19 protein-coding genes are annotated in these 26413 nt (G+C 37.6%); 11 read left to right on the top strand and 8 right to left on the bottom strand.

Features of this window, described 5'->3' with window-relative positions; translation table 11 throughout:
* Positions 1-87 precede the first annotated feature (87 nt).
* Positions 88-747: a uracil phosphoribosyltransferase gene (upp, locus tag LB467_RS04955; RefSeq protein WP_224472913.1), complete on the top strand. Its 660-nt coding sequence runs from the start codon at positions 88-90 to the stop codon at positions 745-747.
* Between the two features lie 89 nt (positions 748-836).
* Entirely contained in the window at positions 837-1850 is a 1014-nt protein-coding gene (locus LB467_RS04950) for a zinc-binding alcohol dehydrogenase family protein (protein ID WP_224472912.1), read from the top strand.
* A 614-nt stretch (positions 1851-2464) separates the two neighbouring features.
* Here LB467_RS04950 and LB467_RS04945 read toward each other — a convergent pair.
* The 4 genes from LB467_RS04945 to LB467_RS04930 form a co-directional block, all read right to left on the bottom strand.
* Positions 2465-3577 (bottom strand): alkene reductase, encoded by a 1113-nt coding sequence (locus tag LB467_RS04945; protein WP_224472911.1) that lies wholly within the window; start codon positions 3575-3577, stop codon positions 2465-2467.
* A gap of 192 nt (positions 3578-3769) precedes the next feature.
* Positions 3770-4357, bottom strand: coding sequence for a Crp/Fnr family transcriptional regulator (locus tag LB467_RS04940; RefSeq protein WP_224472942.1), 588 nt, complete (start codon positions 4355-4357; stop codon positions 3770-3772).
* A gap of 1 nt (position 4358) precedes the next feature.
* Positions 4359-6629, bottom strand: coding sequence for a translocation and assembly module lipoprotein TamL (tamL, locus tag LB467_RS04935; protein WP_224472910.1), 2271 nt, complete (start codon positions 6627-6629; stop codon positions 4359-4361).
* A 102-nt stretch (positions 6630-6731) separates the two neighbouring features.
* Positions 6732-11738 (bottom strand): translocation/assembly module TamB domain-containing protein, encoded by a 5007-nt coding sequence (locus tag LB467_RS04930; protein WP_224472909.1) that lies wholly within the window; start codon positions 11736-11738, stop codon positions 6732-6734.
* Between the two features lie 593 nt (positions 11739-12331).
* Between LB467_RS04930 and LB467_RS04925 the strand changes: the two genes are divergently transcribed.
* The gene (locus LB467_RS04925; RefSeq protein ID WP_224472908.1) at positions 12332-13159 is read left to right on the top strand and encodes an OmpA family protein; all 828 of its coding nucleotides are present in this window, start codon (positions 12332-12334) and stop codon (positions 13157-13159) included.
* Positions 13160-13291: 132 nt separating this feature from the next.
* Complete coding sequence (locus LB467_RS04920) at positions 13292-13588, top strand: hypothetical protein (RefSeq protein ID WP_224472907.1); 297 nt, start codon at positions 13292-13294, stop codon at positions 13586-13588.
* 190 nt (positions 13589-13778) lie between these two features.
* On the opposite strand, the gene LB467_RS04915 is transcribed toward LB467_RS04920, so the two are convergent.
* A complete protein-coding gene (locus tag LB467_RS04915) occupies positions 13779-14195 on the bottom strand; it encodes a DoxX family protein (protein ID WP_224472906.1) in 417 nt (138 codons plus the stop codon).
* A 271-nt stretch (positions 14196-14466) separates the two neighbouring features.
* On the opposite strand from LB467_RS04915, the gene LB467_RS04910 reads away from it, so the two are divergent.
* The 7 genes from LB467_RS04910 (at position 14467) to LB467_RS04880 (ending at position 22549) form a co-directional block, all read left to right on the top strand.
* Positions 14467-14967 (top strand): DUF4402 domain-containing protein, encoded by a 501-nt coding sequence (locus LB467_RS04910; protein ID WP_224472905.1) that lies wholly within the window; start codon positions 14467-14469, stop codon positions 14965-14967.
* A 175-nt stretch (positions 14968-15142) separates the two neighbouring features.
* Complete coding sequence (locus tag LB467_RS04905) at positions 15143-15613, top strand: DUF4402 domain-containing protein (RefSeq protein WP_224472904.1); 471 nt, start codon at positions 15143-15145, stop codon at positions 15611-15613.
* Between the two features lie 98 nt (positions 15614-15711).
* A complete protein-coding gene (locus tag LB467_RS04900; protein WP_224472903.1) occupies positions 15712-16203 on the top strand; it encodes a DUF4402 domain-containing protein in 492 nt (163 codons plus the stop codon).
* 172 nt (positions 16204-16375) lie between these two features.
* Positions 16376-17107 carry a fimbrial biogenesis chaperone gene (locus LB467_RS04895; RefSeq protein WP_224472902.1) on the top strand — a complete coding sequence of 244 codons (732 nt, stop codon included), beginning with the start codon at positions 16376-16378 and terminating at the stop codon, positions 17105-17107.
* Positions 17108-19435: a hypothetical protein gene (locus tag LB467_RS04890; RefSeq protein WP_224472901.1), complete on the top strand. Its 2328-nt coding sequence runs from the start codon at positions 17108-17110 to the stop codon at positions 19433-19435. It begins immediately after the preceding gene.
* Between the two features lie 10 nt (positions 19436-19445).
* Positions 19446-19964: a DUF4402 domain-containing protein gene (locus LB467_RS04885; RefSeq protein ID WP_224472900.1), complete on the top strand. Its 519-nt coding sequence runs from the start codon at positions 19446-19448 to the stop codon at positions 19962-19964.
* Between the two features lie 17 nt (positions 19965-19981).
* A complete protein-coding gene (locus tag LB467_RS04880; RefSeq protein ID WP_224472899.1) occupies positions 19982-22549 on the top strand; it encodes a hypothetical protein in 2568 nt (855 codons plus the stop codon).
* A 90-nt stretch (positions 22550-22639) separates the two neighbouring features.
* Here LB467_RS04880 and LB467_RS04875 read toward each other — a convergent pair whose 3' ends face one another.
* Genes LB467_RS04875 through LB467_RS04865 form a run of 3 tightly spaced genes read right to left on the bottom strand, consistent with a single transcriptional unit; the run spans position 22640 to position 26384 of the window.
* Positions 22640-23986: a GntP family permease gene (locus tag LB467_RS04875; protein WP_224472898.1), complete on the bottom strand. Its 1347-nt coding sequence runs from the start codon at positions 23984-23986 to the stop codon at positions 22640-22642.
* Positions 23986-25890, bottom strand: a complete 1905-nt coding sequence (gene gndA, locus LB467_RS04870; RefSeq protein WP_224472897.1) for an NADP-dependent phosphogluconate dehydrogenase — start codon at positions 25888-25890, stop codon at positions 23986-23988. The genes LB467_RS04875 and gndA overlap by 1 nt, the downstream gene beginning before the upstream one ends.
* Positions 25890-26384 carry a GreA/GreB family elongation factor gene (locus LB467_RS04865; protein ID WP_224472896.1) on the bottom strand — a complete coding sequence of 165 codons (495 nt, stop codon included), beginning with the start codon at positions 26382-26384 and terminating at the stop codon, positions 25890-25892. The genes gndA and LB467_RS04865 overlap by 1 nt, the downstream gene beginning before the upstream one ends.
* Positions 26385-26413 lie beyond the last annotated feature (29 nt).

Here is a 26413-nt window from a genome sequence, read left to right as displayed (position 1 = left end):
AATCAAAATATATTTTACAATAATGCCTCTTGAGGCTTGACCCGAGGTAGTTTACTCACTAAGTGAGTTTAAAAATTAAAAAACAGTATGCAGGTACATCATCTCTTAGAAGAAAAATCAATCGCCGGAAAATTTGTAGCGCAACTTAGGGATACTGAAATTCAAAAAGACCGAATGCGTTTTCGCAGAAATATTGAGCGTTTAGGAGAAATTCTAGGCTATGAACTTAGTAAGAAATTAAAATTTTCAGCTAAAAATATCAAAACCCCTTTAGGAAATGCCGAAGTTCAATTACCTGAAAACGAAATTGTGGTTTGCTCTATTTTACGTGCAGGCCTTCCCTTACACAATGGCTTATTGAATTATTTTGATGATGCTGAGAATTCTTTTATTTCCGCCTATCGCCACCACCCCAATAACGATGAGCATTTTGAAATTGTAGTAGAATACCTCGCCTCTCCTTCCCTGGAAGGTAAAACGCTTGTCCTGGCCGATCCTATGCTGGCCACCGGCCGTTCATTTGTAAATGTAATGGAGGCTTTAAAAAAGATGGGAACTCCCAAAGAGATTCATTTAGTGGTTATAATTGGTGCAGAAGATGGCATTGCTCACCTGGAAGAAGAATTTCCCGAAGACACTACACTCTGGATCGCTACCATAGATAAGGAGTTAAACGATCACGGATATATTATACCGGGTCTCGGCGATGCCGGAGATCTTTGCTACGGCGGGAAACTTCAGCATTAATTATTCCCGGATATCTTATATTTTTCTTAAGTGATGGGCGCTGGCTTTTATATTTCTTAAATTGAGATATGAATATTAAAAATCAGTTTATGAAAGCCGTTGGAATAAAAAAATCCCTACCAATAACCGATAAAGACAGTTTTGTTGAATTTAATACTGAAGAACCTACACCCGGAGATTCAGATCTTTTAGTTCGTATCAAGGCGGTTTCTGTGAATCCCGTAGATTTTAAAGTAAGACAGAATGCTGCTAAGGATAAGGAACTCGAAAAACCTAAGATTCTTGGTTGGGATGCTGCCGGAATTGTAGAACAGGTTGGTAATAAAGTCACGAAATTCAAGCAGGGAGATGAAGTTTTCTATGCAGGAGAAATAGATCGCCCCGGTTGTAATGCCGAATTTCAGCTGGTAACCGAAAATATTGCAGGCCATAAACCTAAAAATATTTCTTTTGAAGAAGCTGCAGCTTTGCCCCTTACTTCCCTTACCGCCTGGGAATGCATTTTTGAACGCTTAAAGATTAAAGAGAACTCAGGTGAAAATCAGGATATTCTAATTATTGGTGGTGCCGGCGGAGTTGGTTCTATTGGAATTCAACTTTTAAAGAAACTAACCAAATTTAACGTGATTGCCACAGCTTCAAGGAATGAAACCGAAGAATGGTGCAGAAATATGGGCGCCGATGTAATTGTAAATCATAAGAATTTAGAAGAAGAAATGAGATCTAAAGGTTATGAGCAGGTAGATTATATACTGAACTTTTCTGATACCGATATGCACTGGAATGCAATGGCCGAACTCATAAAACCCCAGGGGGATATTTGTTCTATTGTGGAAACCAAAAACCCGGTAGATCTAAATAAACTAAAAAATAAAAGTGTGGCTTTTCACTGGGAATTGATGTTTACCCGGGCAAAATTCCAAACCCCAGATATGCATAAGCAACACGAAATACTGGAAAGAATTTCTAAACTTTTAGAGGAAGAAACCATTGAAAGCACTCTAAATAAAACCTTCACCGGACTTAGCGCACAAACGTTTAAAGAAGTTCATGAACTACAGGAAACAGGGAAATCTATTGGTAAGAATGTGATTTCGTTTTAAACTTAAAAAAGAGGTTGTTTGGAATTAATTAAGTTAACTCGTCATTCTGAGACCCGTGATAAAAAATTTTATCTAGCGTAGGAAAATGACGTTTCGAGCATAGCGAGTTTTAAACTCTGTATGTGAGTGTAGCAAATCAGCAGCGTTAATAATTTTTGAAAGCTTGTCCTGAGTGGAGTCGAAGGGCCCTGGAAAAAATTTAGCTGCTGATTTGCGATTTTTTCTGCCTCCGACGACCAAAAGGGAGAGGAAGGCAGTTGCCAAAAAAACACCTCCACATAGGACGCCCTTCCTGCCCGTCCGTTCAGGCGGGTTTTGTTTCGTTTTACTTGTATCCGACGAACGCAGTGAGAGGAATACACGCAAAAAATGAAAAAGGAAACTTCCAAACCAGGTAAGTTTCTTTTTGAATTATAAAAAAAACAAACCTAAATATCAGGGTTTTAAAAATACGTCAATGGTAACTCGTTTCAGAGCCCGCTCCGATTTTTATCGGAGGTCTAACATGTTTAAATTATAAAACATATTAGATTCTGAAATAAATTCAGAATGACGAAGTAAGTTTATTCCAAACAACCTCTTTAATAATTGCAATTAAACAGAATCTTTATGCCTTATGCTTCCTGCTTTCTGGCTTTAGCTTCGTAATCTATATATCCTTCTTTCCCGGGAGTATAAAAAGTATCGGTATCCCATTCTGAAAGTGGAATGTTTTCAGCAAAACGCTCTACCAGATCGGGGTTAGAAATATAAGGTTTACCAAAGGCTACCAAATCGGCATTTCCTTCTTCAATGACTTTGTTTCCAGATTCCTGATCAAAGCCTGCATTAATAATTAAAGTGCCATTGTACATTGGACGGTATCTTTTGGCGATTTCAGTTACTGCGTGTGGTACCTCTGAAACATCGTTAAAAGGCTCCGATAAATGCACATAAGCAAGATCGTAATCGTTCAGTTTCTTGATAATATAATCGAATGTTGGGATGGTTTCCTCATCCATCGTCATTCCAAAAATACCGTGAAGTGAAGGATTCAACCTTAAACCAATTTTTTGCTCGGGCATTACTTCTTTAATCGCGTCTATAATTTCAAATAAGATCTTTGCACGATTTTCTATGCTTCCGCCGTACTCGTCATTTCTTTTGTTAGATGTGCCATTAAAAAACTGGTGGAATAAATAACCGTTGGAAGAATGAATTTCTATCCCGTCAAAATCGGCTTCCATTGAATTTTTAGCTGCATGCTTAAAATCCTTAACAGTTCTTTTAATATCATTAATGGTCATTTCCTTTGGAGTCACAGTATCTTTAAAACCTTCAGGAGTATAAGATTGAGTTTCAGGATTTATTGCTGAAGAAGACAAGGGCAAATCCCCATTATGAAAATCGGGGTGAGACATTCTCCCTACATGCCATAGCTGAATAAACATTCGGCCATTGGCCTCGTGTACTTTTTTATTCACCATTTTCCAGCCTTCAACCTGTTCCTGGCTGTAAATCCCGGGAGTATTAACATAACCAACAGCTTCTTTAGAAACCTGAGACCCTTCGGTAATAATAAACCCGGCAGAGGCTCTCTGGGTGTAATAAACATCGTGTAGACCTTCTGCAGGTTTGTTTTCAGGATTATCGGCCCTACTTCTTGTCATGGGAGCCATTACCACTCTGTTTGGAAGTTCCAGTCCGTTTAAATTATATGATTTTAATAAATTTTGTTCTTTACTCATACTTGTAATTTGTTAATTTTAAAATCTTTTTCTTAGTATTTTTTTTAAAACAAACCCGGGATAAACCATGAGCATGTTTAATTTGAGAATTAAAATTTCTGCAAAAAAAATTGCCAAATTATAAGTCTCACTTGGTAAGCGAAATTAGCTGAAAAGGAAAAGAAACTACTTGATGTATGTTAGTAGTGCCTGTTAAATAATGTTAAGCTCAAACAGCTCTTTTCTTAGTCGGCTAAGGCTTTCCGGCTTTATGCCAAGGTAATTTGCTATATGATAATTGGGAATCCGTTTTTCTATTTCCGGATAAGTGATGCAAAATTCCAGGTATCGCTCTTTATTGTTCTTTTGAAGTGAGGAAAGAATTCTACTTCTAAGGGCTACAAAAGCATTGGTGGTTTTCATTCTAAAGAAACGTTCAAATTTAGGAATTCTGTGGTATAAGGTTTCCAAGGTATCGCGATGAATTCCCAAAAGCACCGAGTCTTCTATGGCTTCGACGAATAATTGAGCTGGAATATTTCCGAAGAAAGCTTCAAAATCGCTTATCCACCAATCTTCTACCGCAAACTGAATAATATGCATATTGCCATCTTGATCTAAATAATAAGCTTTTAAACAGCCTTCCACCACATAATATTCACAATCTACAGATTGACCAGGTTCAATTAAAAATTCTTTTTTTGAAACATGTTTTTCTGAAAGTATCCCAACAAATTCCCGCTGTTCTTCATTAGACAGTTCAATTTTGGAAGTAACGTGTTTTAGAATCTCCTGGTGCATATTAAAATGGATATCCAATAGCAAAATTCAGCACAGGGTTTGCATAGTCAAATTCCCAGCGCTGGCCTTCGGGCAATGAAGGATCGTGAACAGGCGCAGCCAGATCCACCCGAATCACAAAACTTTGAATATCTACCCGTAAGCCGAAACCAGTACCGATTCCCAACTCGTTCATAAAATCTTTGCTGAATTGCCCTCCTTCCAAAGTACTATTTTCTCCTGTATTCCAGACATTCCCGGCATCGGCAAATACAGCTCCGTATAAATAAGGGAAAAGTGGAAAACGATATTCCAGGTTAGCTTCCAGCCTAATATTTCCTGCCTGATCAAAAAATGCACCTTCCCCGCCAGGTGGAGTGTAAGTTCCGGGACCTAAGGAACGTATATTAAAAGCTCTTACACTATAAGGCCCCCCGGAAAAATATTGTTTGGTAAAAGGTAAAACATCGGAATTTCCATACGGCACACCATAACCGGCAAATAATCTACTGGCTATTTTAGAGCCACTTCCAACATTTAAATGATACCTAAAATCAATATCGGCTTTTGCATATTGTGCATATGCGAGTCCCAGGAAAGTTTGAGGATCTTCTTCGCCTCCTCCACTAATAGCATCTACCAGATTTCCGGCTACATCTAAGGTTGAATTTAGGAAAAACTGATGCCGGCTATTGCTATTTACTAGTTCGTTATAGGTAAAAGAATAGGTTAAACCGGCAATGAATTCCTGGTTAAAACTGTTTTGCAAAAAAGGATTATTCTCTAATATATCCCGGAATTCCTGACTCGTATTTCCCAATTTAACATAATTTACCGATACTGGATTAAGCTCATGGGTCACAAAACGGTTCGCATTCCAGATGTAACCAAATCTTGCAGAAGCAGAACGCAAACTAAATAAATTACTTCGGCTAAGATAATCTACGCCTAAACTTGTTCTTGTTTTGGGAATGGAATATGAGAACCAGTTTTTATCAAATTTTATTGGAAATAAAAGTCTTGGAAAGATAAGTTCCCCTTCCAATCCAAGCTGGATACTTTCTAAACCGGCCTGGGTACCTCCACCTACCTGCACTTCATACCCGAAATTTCCGGTAATATTTAGAATTTCTCCACCCTTAAATAAATTTCGGTTGGTGTAGCCCAAAGCCAAACTTGGCCCGGTAAAGCCATTAGATTTTGTAACTGCCTGTATTTCTGCCCTTAGAGAACGTTTGTTTAAGGGGGATAGATAAATATTTGTTTCCAGAACACCGGTACTATCTGTAGCAAGACTGTCTATCTCACGATAACTTATATTTACAAATTTATAAGCACCAATATTCCCTAATCTCCTGGCTGTATTCCTGGACGTTTCGGGGTTATAAAGCTGTCCCTCTTCAATAAGAAGATAAGGATCTAAATATTTCGGCTTAAAGAACACTTCCTCCTGAAAAAAGTTTTTCTCTGCATATCGCGTTTTTGCACTAGAACTGTCGGTTCCCACTTCATAGTTAGGATAGATATTAACGCTTTCTATTCTATAAGGAATAACACTTTCGTTTGGGATATCCTTTTTTAATCTCAAAAAAAGATCAAATTTTTTCTGATCGTATTGATTGGTGTCAGCCTCAAAAATCAAAAATCCGGAGTTGAAGTTATAATAACCCTCAGATTTTAAATTCCTATCAATCCTCTCCCTTTCCAGTTTCATGGTTGAAAGATCAAATCGCATACCTTTTTCCAGTGGAGAGTTCTCTAAAGTGGTCTGTATTTCTTTGTAAATCGGAAGGCTATCTGAATCTAACTTGTAATTTTCAAGCAAATATGGAGCGGGAATTTGTATTGAGTAGGCAGCGCTCATTTCTTTCTCTTCTTCTTTACGGTCTACTGTAGAAACAACAGTACTATAGAAAAACCCTCTATTTTCGAGTCTGTTTTTAAGCAGATCTTCGGTGCGTACCGGGTTTACATCGCTCCCGTAAACCGGCTCTTCCCCTATTTGTTTATTCAAAAATTTATTGATAAAACCCGGTTTTTCACGCTGGGCTTTATAATGAAAATATAATCGCGGCTGCATTCCCAGAAATGAACTATTAGGATCTGGTCTTAAGACTGATTCCAACTCAGCCTTTAACTGGGAACGCTTCTTAATAGTAGTATCACTTTCCATTGAAATTTTGGCGCCGGTGTAAAGCAATTCGTCTTCAGGAACAAATTTTTTCACATTGCACGCCTGCAGTAGCAAAAATATTACACAAGCATAAGCGATATATTTTAAGTAAACCTTCATCTGTTTTTAATTTCAATCCTAATTTGTGAATTAGTCACGGGCAAAAACCACTGCTCAATAAGTTGCCTGTTTATGCGTTCAGTATCACGCCGGTTTTATTTGTTAATCTTCTTTATCATTGTTTTCGGCTGATTCTTCCTCCTCTGCTTCTCTCTCTTTCAGAAAGAAATTATCCCATAATTCCTGAAACTCATTGAACTCCCTTGTAAAAATAAAAGCGATCCCGCTAATAATAAGCTGTCCGTCAATTACATTTTCGAATTCGTTTCTTCGGAAACCTTTTAATCTAAATCTTCCGGATTCAGTAAGTAAATATTCTATACTTACATTTCCAATTACGGGACTGGCTTCTTCTCCGGGACGGTTACTACCCTGCACACCTACTTCGCTTCCTACACTTACAATTAGACGATCGTCCAACAAGCGTTTTTGAGCTTCAATATCTACCTCAGTACGTTCGGTTGCTGTATTTCCGCTATAATCAGTATAACTGTCTACTCCAAAATTAAGCTCAACACCGGTATCCCCCAGTAGTTTTTCAGAAAACATATTTAGCTGATCTGAGAGCGCCTGACTTAAATTATCGCGGGCAATGGCAAGATTTCCACCACTGTCGCCGGCACTCCCGGAAGTTGGATAAAATCGGTTTAATACCAATAATGAAAAAACCTGTTTATTCAACTCCGCTTCCTGACTGTTCAATTGTTGCAGGCGTCCATAGATCTGGCCTCCGGCTGCACCCTGCTCATCATCTGGCATTTGCAGACCAAAAGATAATTTTGGCTGCATTAATTCGCCATCTACGTTAAGGTATACTAAAAATGGTAGTTCCCTTCTAAATTGATTATTGTCACCAGCGCTCCGATTGGTTGCCATAAGCGATGCGGGTGAAGTTTCTACCTTATAAATAGCACTCACATCTAAGGTTGCATCCAAAGGATCTCCAGACCAGGTAATTCGGCTGCCATCGGCAATTTCAAATCTACGTTTTACCAGGCTGTACAAACTCATCTCGTAATGACCACCACTCATTGTATAACGGCCGGCAAGCGTCATTCTTCCATTAGGAGACATATTAAAATCTAATTCTCCCTCTCCTTTTACTCTAAAATTGTCCCCTGTTTGCTCATCGATAATAATATTAAATGCGGCGTCTTCATTTATATTAATTCGGGCACTAACATTATAACCTGTAAGTGTAGCCGATTTTTCTTCTTCGCTTCCGGTAAGAATATCATCGGGATCTTCCCTGTTTGTAAAAATCACGATCCCTTCACGTTCCTGCATCGCCAGCTCTTCTTCTGCCATAACATAGGTGAAATCGGTATTGGAACCTATGGTAATATTCATATCTAATTTAGGAATATTAAGATCTCCGGTTAAGCTGGCATCGGCATCAAAAGTGGCAGTTCCGTAAAACATTTCATTATCCTCTTTTGAAGAATTAAGAATCTGAAATTGCCTGGCCTTGAAATTCAAGTCGAATTTAGGATTTATTAGACTTTCTGTAAGCACTTCCCCATTAACAACAAATGAATTTGAATCTTTATCTTCTACCCTAAATTCATTGAAATATATTCCCTGATTGTCAAATTCCAATGTCTCTGAAGGGAGCGTAAAAGGAACATTAAGTAAGGCTACATTAAATTGAGCCTCATCAAAGTTAAGCTGCCCCTTATACTCAGGTTCTGTTGTAGTGCCTTCCAAACTCAAGTTTCCGGAAATACTTCCCTGCCCATCAGTAATCGCATCTTGAGAAATTGCTGCCAGAGTTTTCATATTAATTTTATTGATCTGCATTTCGAAATCTAAGGTGGTAGTAGTGTCCAGCGCCTGGAAATCGCCATTCATATCAAGATCCACATTTTCACCTTTTAAAGCGAGGCCAACATCGTATTGGAAATCGGCTTTTGGAGTAGAATTCAGGCTTAGTTTACCAAGCTCTACCCCCATTGCTTTTAACTGATTGATCTCCATCCCAGCAAGAATTCCAATTTTTTGCATAGGATCTTCAAAAATTAAATAACCATTTAATTGCCCCGTGGCCAATTCTTCTTCCGGATTCAAATAATTTAGCAGTGCCCCTAAATTGAAATTATTAAATTCCATTCCAATATGGTTTTTATCTGATTGAGAAAGCTCACTGCTTAATAGCATTTCCTGGTTATTTCTACTTAACCTGAAATTATTTGCGGTAATATCCTCCCCGTAAACTATTATTTCATTTCCCGAAGCAATATTCCACTCATTTTTATTCAGGATTAAATCTTCCGGATTGATATAAAATCTAAGGCTATCCCCGGGTTTGGTGATTTCTGAAGCCATATGAATTAATCGTTCTTCGCCCTGGTTAGAAGTGAAATCCAGGAAGAGTTTATCTTCTGTAAGGCTTCCATTAAAATCGGTTTCCTGAATTGCGATCGGTCCTGAGTTAATCGCTCTAAACCCAAGGTTAAAATCAAAGTTTTCAGGATCTGAATTTAAACTAAATTCCAAACTATCAATTTCACTACCTGAATAATTTATATAAGGCAGGCTTACCAGAGCATCAAATTTTCGCTCTTTTTCAATGAAATCGGCCTCAATATGTATGGTATCAAGCTGTTCGAGATTAGCTAAGAAAACTTCATTTAAAACGGGAGCATCTATTATAGTTCCACGCAGTTTTAAATTAACAGGTTTTTGCACGGTATCTAAAGGATCTACTTCGGTAAAATAGGATTCATAATGTCGGTTTAGTGCCTTGGAAAAATCTATAGGATCGGCATTAGATTTCAAATCCAGATCTAAAATTTTATTACTAATCTGCAAAGAAGTGGAATCTGTACGTACAAAGGCGTGCGCATTTAAATCGCCGGGCAAATAAGTGTTATTATCATAAACTACCACTGCATCAGTGAAATTGGCGTAGGTTTCGTATTCATCTGCATTTCCTTCAAATTCAGCATCCAATTTAAAGGCCATACGAATATCCCGGGAAGAAAGTCCCAATTCCTGTAACTTCGCCCCTTTTAGATCTAAATTTAGGTTCGCTTTAGGTTTAACCGAATCCAGCTCCACTTGCGAATTAAGTACCAATTCCAGGTTATCGTCTTTAAAGTTTGAAGATATGGTACCGGTTCCATCGTTAATATCGCCGGAAATTTTAAGGCCTTCTATTCCGTAATCATTATAAGAGAATGATTGTATGGTGGCGTCTAAAGTTGCATCAAGTGTATTTACCGTACTTCCCCTTCCTGAAGTTTCAACTTCAAGGTTTAAAGCTCCCAGGCTTTCATTTTGCAAGATGTTTCCAAGCTGAAGTTCTTCGGATGTCATTTTTCCTTCAAAAACAATTTCCTGCTGGTTGGAGAAATTACCATTTATGCGAATATTTCCTTCGGAAGTTTTTAAAAATGCTTTGGCTGAAAGGTCTTCAGGACTTCCTCTAAAATTCCCGCTAAGCTGAATATTTTTCGGAATACTGATTCCTAGGTCTTTTTCACTCACAAAACCTGTAAGGTCAGATTTGCGGGATTTTGCATTGAAACGAGGAATATTAAACCGAATATTATCGGGATCTATTGCGTTGTAAATATTTCCGTTAGCTGAAAGTGAAGTGTTTTTCCAATTAAGATTAGCTCTTGAAATTGCGATATCTGAAAGTTTTCCCGAGGCCTTAAGATTTCCCGATACCTTATTGGCACTTAACTCCTTTATATAAGGATTGGATCTTAAGTTTGGCTGAAACCTAAATGCATCTTCCACATCTAACAAAATTGTTGGAAGATCCAGGGACAGTTCTGCCGTTTCAAAATTATCGATCAAGTCCTGAACTGAATTATATTTTAAACCGGCCTCCCCTTCCAACCTGTTTTCATTTAAAGCCAATGCAAACTCTGTAAGATCTAGTTGAGATTCCTCTAAATATAAGTTAAAGTTAAGTTGATTTAAATCAAGCCCTGAAGCTTCCTTAAAATTAAAGGCAGCAATTTCGACTCCGGCTATTTTATCCTTTAAATATAAATTATTCGCATTTAAATTAAGAGAATCCAGCACCAATGCTTCAGCATTAAATTCGCCCTTTTTAGGCTCAGCTCCATCTACCAAATAACTTATGTTATTATCAGAAAAGTTTATTTCATTAACGGCAACTTGCCAATCTGGCCATGAAAAAGGAGTAGTCTCGGTGGCAGTGGTATCCTGCGGCTGTACCATAGTTTTCATTTCCAGTTTAATATCAGAATTATTCAATGCGACCTTACTAACTTCTATTTCCTGAGCTTTAAGGTCCATCAGCGGAACTTCCGCTAAAAATTCCTGAACGTCAAGATTCGCATTAATTCCGTCGGGAATAGAATTGTAATCTATCTGTACATTTCCCAGATTAAAGTTATCTACCACCAAATAAGGCATTGGTGCCGGTTGTTCATCTTCGGATTCAGGAAAGGGCTTATTTTGTGAATATTTAATTTTCGTATTGGTTATGCTGGCATTTCCGGCCCGGAAATCCATCTTTTCAAGATCGGTTTTTTCCAGTTCCAGGATAAGTTCACCCAAAGATACTTCAGTGTCAATCCCCATGACATCATCTTTAAAAGTGATGTTGAAATTTTTAAAATTAAGGTTTCCAATATTGATTTCCTGTGAAGCGGTAGTATCTTGTGGTGTAGGTTCCTGACTGGCTTGCTGGGTAGTATCTGTGGCGAATGCTTCCATTAGAAATTCGTAATTGAAGCCTTCAACAGAATCTTTTCTAACAATATTGGCCTTTAAACCTTCCCAATCTAAATTATCTACACTAATGGCATTTCCCTGAATAATTGGCCATATTGGAATATCGGCCTCAAGTGATTTGGAATACACTAGCGTATCACCATTTTTATCTTCGAGGTAAAGACCATCGAGTTGAATATTTCCAGAGAAAGTAATAAAAAGTTTATCCAGGGTAATATCCGTATTGGTTTTACCGGAAATATTATTTACCACCTGATTTTTTATAATATCCTGTCCCCATGGACTTCTGATAAAAAGCAGCAATAAGATTATAAAAATAAAGAGCCCCGCAAAGATTTTTGCGAGGATCTTTAATATTTTATATTTTTTCTTCTTCTTTTTTTCCTTTTCCAAATCCTGTAATCGCTATAAATTCAAATTTATTGCATTCTAAGAGTAATATAAAGTTTTTAAACCTAAGATTTAGTTAATAAAGCTTTATTCTGCAGGGCTCAGCCCAATATCCGGGATCGTAGCAGGCGAAATAATCTTCAGATTAAATCGAAAATAAAAACTCGTTATAGCCTCAGAATCTTACTGTAACCTACATCTAATTTTTTCATAATTCCCCATTTTATAATTCGTAATGTAATGTAAACAAAAAAATGATTATAAAATTCTGATTACAAGATAATTAACTTTTAATATTGGAATTAAAATTTTCGTTTTATTTGAAAAAGTGTGCAATTTTACCACAGTTTTTTCATTTAAATCCACAGATTTCGCAATCCTATTATATGTAAGAAATTATTTAAAAACAATAAATTATAAAGTGAAAATTATTTCTAAGTACCAGAAAATGAGAAGTTAGAAATTTAGAGGAAGTTTCCAGAACCGGGTAACTTTACCTTCTTCACCAACTTGGTATGGTTCTCGCCCAAATAGAACAAGCCTTTAAATACCCAAATCGAAAAAATTAAAAGGCCTAACTTAATAAAAACCGAAATATGAAAAGAACAATCGCTGTAACTGTTTTAGCAGCAACAATGCTAAGCTCATGTGTTTCTAAGAAAAAATATGTGGCTTTAGAGGATGAATTAGATGATACCCAAAGTACGTTGCAAAAAACTCAGGTAGAAAAAGAGGAAATTGAAGAGAAATATGCACGTATTGAAGAACGTGTTGCAGATTACAATTCGAAGATCAATTCCTTGCGCCAGGAGAACGACAGCAAAATGGAAATGAACGATCTTACCGTAATGTCTAATAACAATAAAGACAAAATGCGGGCTACAATTGCAAAAATGGATCAGGAAAAAGTAGCGGGTGCAGAAACTTTAGAAGATTCTATAAACCTTGCAATTTCTCATAATTTAAAGAGTAATATATCTGAAGGATCAGACGACGAAGATATTGAAATTACCGTTGATGAAACTGTGGTAATGATCAATGTTTCTGATAAATTGTTGTTTGGAAGCGGAAGCTACCGTGTTTCTAATAACGCGCAGCCTTTATTGAAAAAGCTTGCTGAAGTTATTAACTCTGAGCCGGCTATGGAAGTAATGATTGAAGGACATACCGATGATCGTACTATGGTAGAAGGATCTTACATCCAGGATAACTGGGACCTTAGTGTAAGAAGAGCCACTTCAATTGTTCGTTTACTTCAGGATAAATACAATGTTGCCCCCGAAAAACTTATCGCAGCAGGAAGAAGTAGTTACCAACCATTAGTAGATAATACTGATAATGATAACAGAGCTAAAAACAGAAGAACCAGAATAGTAATTATACCAAACCTGGATAAATTCTTCGCGATGCTGGATTCTGAATAGGAAACCAAATTCCAATTAATATAAAAAGCCTTAAAAGATTTTAGTCTTTTAAGGCTTTTTTTTGACAGAATTTTAACCTGAAATTTTCTTCAATTCTAGCGCTATTCTATAACTTAAAGAAAAAATAAAGTCATGAGTAAAGAAGAAAAAAAGAAAAAGTATAATCCTGATATTACTTCAGAAGATAAACAAGCCTTGAATGAAAAGGGTCGAAGCATGGATAAAGGTCAGGACAAGGAACTGGACAGGGATGTGCCTGTAGATTTTACTGCCGATAATTTAGATATTCCGGGGAGAAATCAAAATAAAAAAAATGATAGGGAAGAATTGGTAGACGAAGAAAATTATCAATTTAACCAGAAAGGAATTTCTAAACAAAAGAAAGATTTAGACGATCTCCCCGATCCTGATACTAATAAGAATAAATAGATTTTATTGAACTAAAGTTTCAAAAAGAAGTTGTCTGAAAAATTATATTTTCGTCAAGCTGTTCCGAAGGCTTTCGGGATAAAGTTTAAAACAATTAGCTTGATGAGCTTTTCAGACAGCCTCTTTTTTATTAATTAATCAACGAAATCGTCGCCTTAAATGCATTTTATAAATATCTGTAGCTATTTAATTACTTCTTCTTTAAAAGATAATAATCAAGTGAGAATTTACCGGCTCCGGTAAAAAATAGCAGAAGAAAGCCTCCCATATATAACAATGGTAATTCCTGGCGGCCAAAACCATCGGTCCAATGAACAATAATCGCGGCAACGGCCATCGTTATAATTAAAGGAATTGCTGCAAACCGGGTAGCCCAGCCTAATAAAATGAGTATGGCACAAACAAATTCTGCAAAAACAGCAAATGTAAAGGTGACTGTTTCACCGATGCCAATGGGATCGGCAAAAGAGATTTCTTCGCTTCCAAAAAATGTAATGAGCTTGGGCAGTCCATGGGTAAGCATCAGGCTTCCAATGAATAATCTAAATAATAGAAGGCCAAAATCGGTATTTTGAAGGTTAAGACTGGTCGAGTAAGAGTTTTTCATAGATAAACAAATTCAGTTAAAAGTTTTAGTCACCCAAATTAAGTTTATTCTTTTAAATTATTCCTATAAATAAGTAAGGAATTAAAAATCCATAGGCTGATGTCATTATCATTATAATTGAAAATCAGGGTTTTGTAAGGATAATCAACTTAAAAAGAACAGAATTTAAAATAATTTGTGCATTTCATCGAAAATATACGCCTTTTGTCGGTTTTATGAATAAAACTTTTGTACTTTTAAACTATGATTAAAACGCAGCAGCAGACAAACGATGAAAAACTTAATAGCCTTTTTAATTTTTACCTTATTTTTAGGAATTAGCCCTCTTTTTTCCCAGGCTTCTGCGACGGCAAATTTTACTGCTTCTGCCACTATTATTCAGCCTATAGGAATCACCACTACTTCTAATATGAAATTCGCCAACATTGACGCTAAAGAAGGTGGCGCTGTAATTTTAACTCCTGAAAATACCAGGATAACAAACGGGGAATTAGAATTAGCCAAAGGAGGAATTGTCTCTGCTGCAACATTTGAAGTTACCGGACAAAGCGGTTTTGCTTTTGGGATTAGTTTACCAAAAGGAACCCACAGGTTAACCAGCGGTAGTGAAAGTATGATTCTACAGGATTTCACCTCTAATTATGATGGTAGTAGTTTAAATGGGGATGGTAAAACTATAAGGGTTGGTGCCAGTCTAATTGTAAATCCAAATCAACTACCTGGCGACTATAAAACTGCCAGCGATCTACAAGTTACCGTAAACTACAATTGAAAAATCTTCAATAAAACCGACTATAACGTTGTAGTTTTATCATAATTTTACCTAAAAGTGTATTTCAACGAGTATTTTATTTTGGTTATCGAATAAGTTTCATTCGTATAAGGGTTTACCCCCATATTTGCAATGTTAAATTTTTGAACCCCAAATCAAAATTAAAATAAACGAAATGAAAAAAATTACTTTTATCCTACTTGCACTAATTTCAGGAACTGCTTTTGCACAAGAATCCGCAACTGCTATTGCTGCTGCAGATATCGTTAGCCCACTGTCAATTACTGTTACACAGGATCTAAACTTTGGTAAAGTTTCGAATAATATTGAAGGTGATGTAATAATTGCTACAGATGGTACATTCACTGGATTATCTCAAATTGGCAATACAACTCCAACAGCTGCAATTTTTAGTGTAACAGCTGCAGATGGCTATAGGTATAATGTTACTACACCTGGAAGTGCTAATCTTGTAAGCGGAGCTAATTCTATTACTGTAGATGCTTTTACCGATAATGCCGGAGCAGAACCTACAGGTACAGGTAATGCTCAAACTATTGGTGTTGGAGCAACATTGAATGTGGCAGCCAATCAGCCAACAGGAAATTATACTGGTACATTTGACGTAAGTGTTGCTTACGAATAAATAGAAAACTACCTATACAAAATATATAAAAACGCCGCCCTCTGTGGCGGTGTTTTTTAGTTTAAATCAAGCTTGTCTAACTGCGTTCGAAAATAAAAATGAGAAAATATATTTTCATACTCCTAAGCTTAATCGGATTTAGCGCTTCGGCGCAAAATTCGGCTTCAGCTTCTGTGAACAGCAGGGCAACGGTTATAGACCCCATACAAATTGATAAAACGGTGGACCTTGATTTTGGTAATATAATTAGCGCCTATAATCCCGGGCAGGTGATTTTGTCACCAGATGGCTCCAGGGTTGCTTACGGAGTGCAAATTTCCAACACAATTCCCGGAACTGTAAATCCTGCAGAAGCAATTGTTACCCATGGCAATAACAACTATGCCATCACCCTGCCAGAGCAATTTACCTTATATAATCAGGAGAATCCAAACCAGGTTTTAATCATTGACCAATTTACTGTGCTGCCCCAGGAAGGCAATGTAATTGATATTATCAAAATTGGCGGAACTTTAAATCTTGAAGCTAACCAGACTTCGGGCTTTTACACCAATTCCTCCGGTTTTAACGTAACGGTTTCTTACAATTAAAATTTAGATTTCCTTAACAGGTAATTTCTTATTCATTAACTTTGAAACCAACGAAATAACAAAAAAATCCAGCCCCAAGGATATGATAAAAAAACTACTTAACCCCCTACTCCTATTTTTTATTTTTATTTTTTCAGGACTCTCAACATACGCTCAGGGAGATCTTATGATTATGCCCAAACGACTTGTTTTTGATGGATCTGAGCGTTCACAGGAAATAAACCTTGCCAATACAGGTAGCGACACCGCAGTATACGCAATTTCTTTTGTGAATTATAAAATGACCGAAAGAGGAAATTTCGAACAGGTTGAAGAACCCGAAGAAGGTCAGCGTTTTGCTACCGATTTTCTAAGATATTTTCCAAGAAGGGTTTCCCTGGCTCCTAATGAAGCTCAAACCATTCGTGTACAGCTTACCAGAACCGGAAACCTGGAACAGGGCGAATATCGTTCTCATATGTATTTTCGTGCGGTAGAAAAGCAAACCGCACTTGGCGCCGAAGAAGCTGAAGAAAGCGAAGGTATTTCCATTAATATTAAAACCGTTTTTGGAATTAGTATTCCAATTATTATCAGGGAAGGAACTTCTACTACAGATTTAAACCTAAACGACCTTTCTTTAAATACCGAAGGCGAAAACCCTAAACTTTCTCTTGTAATTAATCGCTCCGGAAATATGTCAGTCTACGGAAATTTAACCGCTACTCATATCTCCCCTAATGGAACTGAAACTGAAGTGGGAATGGTAAAAGGGGTTTCTGTCTATACACCAAATAAAAAAAGATATTTCAGTTTTGAACTTAGAAATGCTGGAGAAGTAGATCTAAATTCCGGGCATTTAAAAGTGAATTACTCTGAGGACAAAGGAGCTACTTTAGCCACCGAAGAAAAACAATTGGAATAGATGTTAGAGAAATCGTTCATTTCACGATTAATAATAATTTCAATCTATATACTATTTGGATTTCTTACAGGAATCGATGGATTTGCACAGACTATTGGAATGCCTACTGTTTCTGAAATTCCTGTTTGCGTTGGATCTGAAATTCAGATTAATTTTACGGTTGAGAATGGACGAGGGAAACCGAAACGTTTTACTACCGATACAGAATATGAAATATTTTTAGGCTATTTAAATCCCGAGCAAAATACATTAATTCTTGCTACAGATCCTGTTATTCAAAAATCACCAATCCAACCTGCTGACAATAATGATGCAGTCGCAGATATTCAGTTGACTTTTCAAATACCCATTGATATTGCTTTTAGGGATGATTACCGAATTGGTATAAGCTCTATAAATCCGGATGTTGAATTAAGTTATGATTCATTATCTGAGCCTTTTACCGCGAACAATGATAATTACTGGTCTGGAAGTATAGATACTAACTGGAATAATCCTGACAACTGGAGTTGCAATCGCATACCTGATATTGAAACCAATGTATTAATTCCCGAAGATTTAGCTTCAGGAAATTATCCTGAAATAAATACCGGAAGCAATGCTCTTGCTAAAGATTTAACTATTGAAAATAACGCAAGTGTAATCGTTAGCGATAATTGGTTACGAATAGCTGGTAATTTATCAAACGTCGGCCTGCTAAATACTCAAACCGGGAGTGTTTCTTTTGAAGGTACAAATACCCAGATAATCCCATTTGCCGCTTTTGAAAATAACCGAATTCAAAATTTAAGGATTAATAATAACTCGGGAGTAACTTCACAAGCCATAATTGAAGTTACCGGAGTTCTAAATGTAGAAATCGGGAATTTTGATACAGGCAATGAATTAACTTTAATTTCAGATGCAACTCAAACCGCACTTATCGATGGCAGCGGAAATGGTGAAATTATTGGTCTGGTAAGTATGCAGCGCTATCTTGACAAAGCTTTTGGTTACAAATATTTTAGCTCTCCTTTTCAAAATGCAGTGGTAGGCGACTTTGAACCTTATCTGAATTTTCAAGACCTTGTTACCGGATTCCCAAATTTTTACCGCTATGAGGAAAATCGAAGAATAGACAGCCTTGACCTTGATGCTACCGGTTGGGAAGTTTATACCGACCCTGGGAATAATTTAAACCTAGCCGAAGGTTATGCGCTCAATTTTGGCACCTCCACAACCGCAAAAACTATAGAATTAATTGGGGAAGTTAACAATGGAACAATTCCCGCACGCCAGTTATTAAATAATCATCGCGAATACACCAGGGGATTCCATCTAGTAGGAAATCCTTACCCCTCGCCTATAGATTGGGATGCTGCACAGGGTTGGGTCAAAGATAATATTGACGACGGCATTTACTTTTTCACTGCAAGTGATACTAGTCAATATACCGGCACCTATACTGCTTATGTAAATAATATTTCTACAGAAGATGGCCGTTCATCAAATATAATTCCTTCTATGCAAGGCTTTTTTATTAAAGTAAGCGATTCTGATACTCAGGATTTAGTCACCGGAAGTTTTGGAATGGACAATAACGTACGGGTAACCGATTTTGAGCAGGAATTTCTAAGAACACAAATGACGGATCAAAAATCTATAATTCGGTTGGAAGCCGGATTTAAAGCGGCTTATCGTAAGGATCCTATGGTTATCTATTTTTCATCTTATGCCACGCCGAATTTTGAAAAAGAAATGGACGCACATAAATTGATGAATACCGATCCTTCTGTACCAAGTTTTTATAATCTAACCGAAGATAAAAAGGAACTAGCCATTAACGCAATCCCTTTTCCTGGAAGCCGAAGCTATAAAAAAATTCCATTAGGCATTAAGGCCGATCAAAATGGGGAAATGAAGATAAACCTGGCATCGGTAGAAAACTTAAGTCCGAATTTCAATATTTACCTTATAGATCGCGTAAAAAATAAGGGTCAAAACCTAAGAAAAAAATCTGAATATACTTTCAGTATAAAAAAGGGAACGCATAATTCCAGGTTTGAATTAATGTTTTCTGAAGAAGACGTTAAAAGCCCCGCAATTGCATTCAATGAGCCATTTGATGTAGAGGTTCAAGATGGGAATGTAGTGGTAAGCCTAAATTTGGAAGAAAACCAGGAAGGAATTTTAAGAGCCAGTACCATGACGGGGCAAATTCTTCAGGTAAAAGAAGCCGGTGGAAAAGACAGAGTTATTTTTGAAGGTATTACAAGTAATGGGGTTTATATAATCAACCTGCAGCTTGGAAAAGCCCAATACGCTAAAAAAGTAGTAATCAAAAAATAAAGAAAACACTATGCATAGTTTCAGTTTTTATAAAACATCTTTTTGGCTATTGCTATTTATGTGTTCCATAGTTGAAATTACCGCTCAGGAAAATCCGCCAATTCCAATAGAGGTAGAAGTAAGGACTTCCAGAAACCTAAATTTTGGCTCCTTTACAGCAGGAAGTGCCGGCGGGAATGTCACCGTAAGTTATGACGACCAAAGAACTGTAGATGGTGATATATTTGAACTGAATTTTGGTCAGCCGGTTTCTGCTGCCTTATTCGATGTTTATGCCAATCCCGGCACAATTATCCAAATTGAAGATATGGGGTCATATCCACTGATAAATCAGGACACAGGTATAGAAATTCAGATGTTAATAAACAGTTTCAGCACGGGGCAGCGAACTTTTGTAACCCAGGCACCCAATGCACAAACACCGAATGAAGTTTTTGTTGGCGGAACTTTACAAATTCCTCCAGATAATTCGGGAAATCTGCCCGGCACCTATTTTGGTACTTTTACCCTTAACTTTATTCATCAATAGTAAGAACGCTAGGCTTAATGCAAACCCCAACCTGCGCTTTTTCTATTGAGTTTTACAAAAAACTTTTTCCGGTTACATTCTTGTTGCTCATTTCCGTTACAGGATTTGCTCAGGAAGATTTTCCGGAATATGATGAATTAAGCGTGGAAATGAACGTTCCGGATCTCGGCACCATTGAGATTCCCATCGCTATTAAAGGTCAGGATGCTTATATTCCCGTAAAAGAACTTTTTGATTATTTAAAGATCAAAAATGAGGAAACCTCAAATGGCATAGAAGGCTTTATTATAAACCCGGATTCTACCTACCAGATAAATCCTTCAGAAAATAAGATTCTTTATAAAAATGAAGAATTTGTGCTTAGCGAGGAAGAATATATTCAAACACCGCTAAATCTTTATTTAAAATCGAATCTCTTCGGGGAAATCTTCGGCTTAAATACCAATTTTTCTTTTAGAAGTCTTTCGGTAACAATGAAAACCGAAAAAGACCTACCGGTAATAAAGGAAATGCGGCTTAAAAAAGTAAGGGAAAATTTAAACCGCGTAAAGGGAATCGTAGAACCCGATACTACGATGGAAAGACGTTATCCGCTTTTTAAAGGTGGTGCCTTAGACTGGGGTGTGGTCACCACGCAGCAAAGTGAATTTCAAAATGACAACCGATTATCTTTAGGCCTCGGTACCATGTTTCTTGGTGGCGAAACCAATTTAATGCTGAATTATTCTACCAGGGTACCTTTTGATTCCAGAAACCAGTTTTACCAATGGCGATATGTTAATAATGACAATAAGGTCTTTAGACAGGTAACAGCAGGTAGAATATTTACCCGGGCTACCTCTTCCCTGTTCGCTCCGGTAAGCGGGGTGCAAATTAGTAACAGCCCATTTCAAAACCGGAGGTCCTTTGGAACCTATGTGCTTAATGATTATACCGAACCCCGCTGGACGGTAGAACTTTACGTGAATAATATTTTAGTTGAATTCACCCAGGCTGATGCTTCAGGTTTTTACACTTTTGATGTACCGCTTATGTACGGGAATACCGCGGTAAGTCTAAGGTTTTATGGTCCTTATGGGGAAGAGCGTATCCAGGAAAGAGTGATTAATATTCCGTATAATTTTGTTCCGAAGAATGAAATGGAATATACCCTTAGCGCCGGGATAGTAGAAAATGAAGACCTTGACCGTTTTTCCCGGGTTAATTTTAATTACGGACTTAGTAATTCTGTTACCATCGGTGGTGGTGCCGAATATCTTACCGGCGTGACTAGTGGCGAAGTGATGCCCTTTGTAAATTCTTCTATTCGTTTTGCTTCTAATTTTCTATTTACAGGAGAATATATGCACGGAGTTAAAGGAGAAGGGATTTTAAGTTACCGCACCCCCGGAAATATTCAGGTAGATCTTAATTATATAAAATACGATGAAGATCAGACCGCGATCAATTTTAATTACCTGGAAGAAAGAAAAATAAGTTTTTCGGCTCCTATTAGAAGCAAAAATTTCTCGATGTTCAGCAGGTTTAGTCTGAATCAGATCATAATGCCTACTACCGAGTTCACTACGGCACAGTTATTACTTTCCGGGGCAATTATGGGGATTAGTACAAATCTTACGACCTACGGGATTTATAACGATCGGGTAAAACAACCTACAATTTATACCTCGATTTCGCAGAATTACCGGCTTCCAAATAAATTCCTGTTTTCACCCCAGGTACAGTACGATTTTAGCCGGAACCAATTCAATAATATAATCCTGGAAATAGAACGTCCGGTTTTTGAAAATGGATTTCTAAATGTGGCTTATGAAAATAATATGCTTCGTGATGCCCATATTTTTGAGGTCGGTTTAAGATATGCTTTAAATTTTGCACAAACTTCGGTAACCTCGCGGTTGGGTAACCGGAATAATTCTTTTGTGCAATCGGCTCGCGGGAGTTTAATGTTAGATGATAATACGGGCTATATTATGGCAAATAACCGTACAGCAATATCCAGGGCCGCAATAAGCGTTATTCCCTTCCTGGATTATAATTCTAACGGAAAAAGGGATCCTATGGAGCCGGCTGTGCGCGGAATGGAAATTAAAAATACTTCCGGCCGACTTTCTTATAATGAAGATGAAACCGTTTTACGAATTACCGAACTTCAACCTTATATAGATATAATCCTTGAAGTTGATCCAAACAGTCTGGATAATATTGCCTGGAAAGTTAAAAACGAAAAGATTAAAGTACATACGGTACCAAACCAATTTCAAGAAATTGAAGTCCCGGTAGAAGTTTTAGGCGAAGTTGCCGGAATGGTCTATTTTAAAGAAGGAAACAGTCTTCGTGGCCAGGGAAGGATTACGGTAAATATTCTTGATGAAAATGGAAACCTGGTGAAAGAAATCCTAACCGAAGGTGACGGTTACTTTACTTACCTGGGATTAAAACCCGGAAATTACACTGCTGAAATTGATCCTGTGCAAATGCAGAAACTTGATTACTTCGCCAGCCAGCCGGTTGAATTTGAAATCCAGGTAGATGAATACGGGGATATAGTAGATACCCTGGAATTTACAATTGAAGCCGAATAGAAAAAAGCCCAGGCATAACAGCACAAAGCCGCCCTAATACTTACAGGCCGGCCAAGCTCCTGTAATCCGTATTAAATTTCACTTAGTGAATTAGATCAAAAACCATATAATCAGGGAAACTACCAGGCCTACCACCGCGATTAAAGTGGTCATTACCGTCCAGGATTTAAAGGTTTGTTTTTCGGTTAAACCCAAATACTGGCCTACCAACCAAAACCCGCTATCGTTAACGTGCGATAAAATGGAAGCTCCCGAGGCAATTGCAATTACTATAAGCGAAGTTTGCGCCATAGAATAGCCGCCACCGGTCAACACCGGAGCTGTGATTCCCGCTGCAGTGATCATTGCAACCGTAGAAGATCCCTGTAAAATCCTGACCAAAGCCGCTATAATAAACCCAAAAACCAAGGGGTTGAACCAGGCGTTATTTAAAGCTTCGGCAATCATTTCTCCTGCACCGGTATTAATCAGGATTTGTTTAAAAGCGCCACCGGCACCGGTAAGTAAAATAATTATCCCGGCGGCCTGAAAAGATTTTGTAGCTACTTTCAATAAAAATTCTTTTTGCATACCCCTTCTCACTCCAAGAAAATACCAGGCTACAAGATTTGCAATAATCAATGCTGAAAATGGATGTCCCACTAATTCTATCGCGTATAAAACCCCTTCCGGAATTGAAACCCCATCAAACAAAGGGCTTTGCACTAAGGTATTTGCTACAATGAGAAAAATAGGAATTAAAATAATGGATATGATTAGTGCCGGGGAAGGTGCTTTTTCCTCGTCATATTCAATTTCTTCGGTAAAGGTTTTAGGTTCAATCTGGATTCTTTTAGAAATATATCTGGCGAAAATTGGTCCGCTGATAATTGCTGCAGGAATTCCCGCTAAAAAACCAAAAACGATAACCCAACCCAAATCTGCGCCCAGAATATCTGCCACCGCAATTGGGCCAGGCGTTGGTGGGATAAATGCATGGGTAATCGCTAAACCGGCCAGTAAAGGCAGTGCATAAAGCAAGAGGGATTTTCCAGTTCTTTTGCTCAACGCATAAGTTACCGGCACGAGAATAATAAAGGCAACATCAAAAAATACCGGGATGGCCACGGCAAACCCGGTAACCATCATTGCCCACGGCGCATTTTTATCGCCAGTTTTTTTTAGTAGGAATGATGCCAGACGTTGTGCTCCACCGGATTGTTCCAGAACTCCACCGAAAAGAGCTCCCAATCCAACTACCGTGGCCACAAAACCAAGCGTGCTGCCCATCCCGTCTTTCATCGTGTCCAGGATTTCTGTAGCGGGCATTCCGGCAAGAATACCTACGGCAATACAAACAATTAATAAGGCAAGAAAAGCCTGGATTTTTAATTTTAAAATAAGAAAAAGCAATAGCGCAATTCCGGCGAAAACGGCAAAGAGTAATTGTAAATCCATTAATTATTGTTTTTCCATTGGGTATGAAAAAATTCCCCGCGGGGTTTATCAGTTCGCTCATAAGTATGAGCGCCAAAATAATCCCGTTGCGCCTGTATCATATTAGCCGCATTTTGAGCCGAAGTAAAATTCAATAAATAATTGGCTGCAGCCGATAAAACCGGAACAGCATATCCCGCCTGCAGCGAAACCCCGACTGTTTTAGTTAATGAAGCCTGATTTTCCTTGATTTCAAAAATGATATTTTTATTCAGTAATAAATGGTTATTTGAATCTTTAAAAATATTTACAAGATCTTCCATTAAGCCCGATCTAATAATACATCCGTTGGTCCAAACCCGGGAAATTTCAGATAAATTGAGGTTCCAGCTAAATTCTGAAGACGCAACCCGAAGCAGATCATAACCTGTCGCGTGGTTTATAAGACTGGCTGTTTTATAAGCCCGGAATAATTCATCTTTAATTTCATCTAAATTTCCATTTTGGTTATTAATGGGATTATACAAATTTGAAACTTCCACCCTAAGCTCTTTCATTCCCGAAATATTCCTGGCTAAAACTGCCGCAGTAATAGTATCTAAAGGAACACCGAGTTCTAAAGCGGCATTGGTAGACCAGCCACCTGTACCTTTTTGTTTGGCCGCATCTAATATTTTATCGAGAAGAAAACCTTTACTTTCTCTTTTCCGAAGAATATCTACTGAAATTTCCAGTAAATAGCTTTTCATTTGCTCGTTCCAGGCTTCAAAAAGATCGGCAATAGCTTCAGGATCTATATTGGTATGAAATCGTAGGAAATGATAAATTTCAGCGATTAACTGCATTTCACCATATTCAATTCCATTATGCAGCATTTTCACAAAATGCCCCGCGCCATCGGGTCCTATATGTGTACAGCAGGGATTTCCATTTTTATCTTTCGCAGCGATTTTTTCTAAAATTAAACCAACTTGTTTATAAGCCTCGGAAGAACCTCCTGGCATTATAGACGGACCTTTTAAGGCTCCTTCTTCCCCGCCGGAAATTCCGCAACCCATAAAATGAATTCCTTGTTCTTTTAAAGCCTGTTCCCTCCGTAAAGTATCTTTAAAATGGGAATTTCCACCATCGGTAATGATATCGCCTTTTTCTAAAAAAGGAAGTAAACTTTCAACCACAGCATCAACAGCGGCACCGGCATTCACCATTAATAAGATTTTCCGGGGTCGTTTTAGGGATGAAACGAATTCTTTTAAATCATCAAAACCTTTGAAAGTATATTTATCAGCATTTTCCTGAACAAAATCTTTAGCTACATCTTCTTCCTTACCGGAAACGTGCCGGTTAAAAACAGATATCTCAATATTCTTTGAAAGCAGGTTTAGCGCCAGGCTTTTGCCCATTACTCCAAGGCCTATTAGCCCTATTTCTGCTTCGGAAGCATTTAAATTCACCATAATTCTCTTTAAAATATTTTCTTCAGAAGTATTTACATTTATTCGCAAACCATAATTTGGCTCCTCCAGGATTTCAAATTGCGAAGTGAGCATTTCAGGCTTAAAATAATGGCCTTTTCTGGATTCCAGCCTTTCCAAAATCACTTTAAAGTCGGCCCATAGAAAAATCCATCTTAGGTTTTCTTTGGGAATTGAAGTTAATTGCTTCCGGTATTTCTCTTTTAACGCCGAACAAGCCAAAACAGCACCATCACTTTTATTCCATTTTTGAATATTCTCAGCTAAAACCGCCAACCAGCCTTTTCGATCTTCATCCTGTAGCGGATTCCCGTTTTTCATCTTTTCTACATTTTCGGGAGGATGAAAATCATCGGCATCATAAAAGGTTAAATTTAATTCTTTAGCGAGTAGTTTTCCAATGGTAGTTTTACCGGATCCGGAAACGCCCATCACAATATATACGGCCATTAATAAGTTATTTTCAGGATTTCTAGTTTTCGGGTTTCTTCGCCTAATTTAAATTCAACGATATCACCTACTTTCTTCCCAGATAGGGCTTTGGCGATAGGCGCTACAAAGGCGATCTTTTGCCTTTTCACGTCGGCTTCATCTACCCCTACAATTTGGAATTTTTGAATATTTCCTTTTTGATTTATTTCTACTAAAGCACCAAAGCGCACTTCATTCTCTGGCTGATCTTTGGGATCTAAGGTTCTGGCAGTATTAATTCGTTCTCTTAGTAATTTAAGATTACCATCTATAACCGCCTGAGCCCTTCTTCTTTCGGTATCATTCTCTTTGTCAAGATTGGCTCGCTCCTCTATAAGTTCTTCCTCTTCATCTTTTAATTCTTTTAACCCGTTTGGAGTCACATAATTGGTTTCTCCGGCAGGTAAAGCCGCTCTTGGCGGGATCATTGGAGCTTCTTCCTGGTCGTCTTCCTTTACAAATCCTCGGCTCATAATTTATTTTAATCTCCAAAATAGGAATT

This window comes from Salegentibacter tibetensis (assembly GCF_020164485.1).
Classification (GTDB): domain Bacteria; phylum Bacteroidota; class Bacteroidia; order Flavobacteriales; family Flavobacteriaceae; genus Salegentibacter; species Salegentibacter tibetensis.
This window is presented reverse-complemented; position numbering and strand designations above follow the sequence as displayed.

Bases quoted from the DNA above. Each gene is read 5' to 3' on its own strand.
- upp (WP_224472913.1), top strand. From the start codon at position 88: ATGCAGGTACATCATCTCTTAGAAGAAAAATCAATCGCCGGAAAATTT.
- LB467_RS04950 (WP_224472912.1), top strand. From the start codon at position 837: ATGAAAGCCGTTGGAATAAAAAAATCCCTACCAATAACCGATAAAGAC.
- LB467_RS04945 (WP_224472911.1), bottom strand. From the start codon at position 3,577: ATGAGTAAAGAACAAAATTTATTAAAATCATATAATTTAAACGGACTG.
- LB467_RS04940 (WP_224472942.1), bottom strand. From the start codon at position 4,357: ATGCACCAGGAGATTCTAAAACACGTTACTTCCAAAATTGAACTGTCT.
- tamL (WP_224472910.1), bottom strand. From the start codon at position 6,629: ATGAAGGTTTACTTAAAATATATCGCTTATGCTTGTGTAATATTTTTG.
- LB467_RS04925 (WP_224472908.1), top strand. From the start codon at position 12,332: ATGAAAAGAACAATCGCTGTAACTGTTTTAGCAGCAACAATGCTAAGC.
- LB467_RS04920 (WP_224472907.1), top strand. From the start codon at position 13,292: ATGAGTAAAGAAGAAAAAAAGAAAAAGTATAATCCTGATATTACTTCA.
- LB467_RS04915 (WP_224472906.1), bottom strand. From the start codon at position 14,195: ATGAAAAACTCTTACTCGACCAGTCTTAACCTTCAAAATACCGATTTT.
- LB467_RS04910 (WP_224472905.1), top strand. From the start codon at position 14,467: ATGAAAAACTTAATAGCCTTTTTAATTTTTACCTTATTTTTAGGAATT.
- LB467_RS04905 (WP_224472904.1), top strand. From the start codon at position 15,143: ATGAAAAAAATTACTTTTATCCTACTTGCACTAATTTCAGGAACTGCT.
- LB467_RS04900 (WP_224472903.1), top strand. From the start codon at position 15,712: ATGAGAAAATATATTTTCATACTCCTAAGCTTAATCGGATTTAGCGCT.
- LB467_RS04895 (WP_224472902.1), top strand. From the start codon at position 16,376: ATGCCCAAACGACTTGTTTTTGATGGATCTGAGCGTTCACAGGAAATA.
- LB467_RS04890 (WP_224472901.1), top strand. From the start codon at position 17,108: ATGTTAGAGAAATCGTTCATTTCACGATTAATAATAATTTCAATCTAT.
- LB467_RS04885 (WP_224472900.1), top strand. From the start codon at position 19,446: ATGCATAGTTTCAGTTTTTATAAAACATCTTTTTGGCTATTGCTATTT.
- LB467_RS04880 (WP_224472899.1), top strand. From the start codon at position 19,982: ATGCAAACCCCAACCTGCGCTTTTTCTATTGAGTTTTACAAAAAACTT.
- LB467_RS04875 (WP_224472898.1), bottom strand. From the start codon at position 23,986: ATGGATTTACAATTACTCTTTGCCGTTTTCGCCGGAATTGCGCTATTG.
- gndA (WP_224472897.1), bottom strand. From the start codon at position 25,890: ATGGCCGTATATATTGTGATGGGCGTTTCCGGATCCGGTAAAACTACC.
- LB467_RS04865 (WP_224472896.1), bottom strand. From the start codon at position 26,384: ATGAGCCGAGGATTTGTAAAGGAAGACGACCAGGAAGAAGCTCCAATG.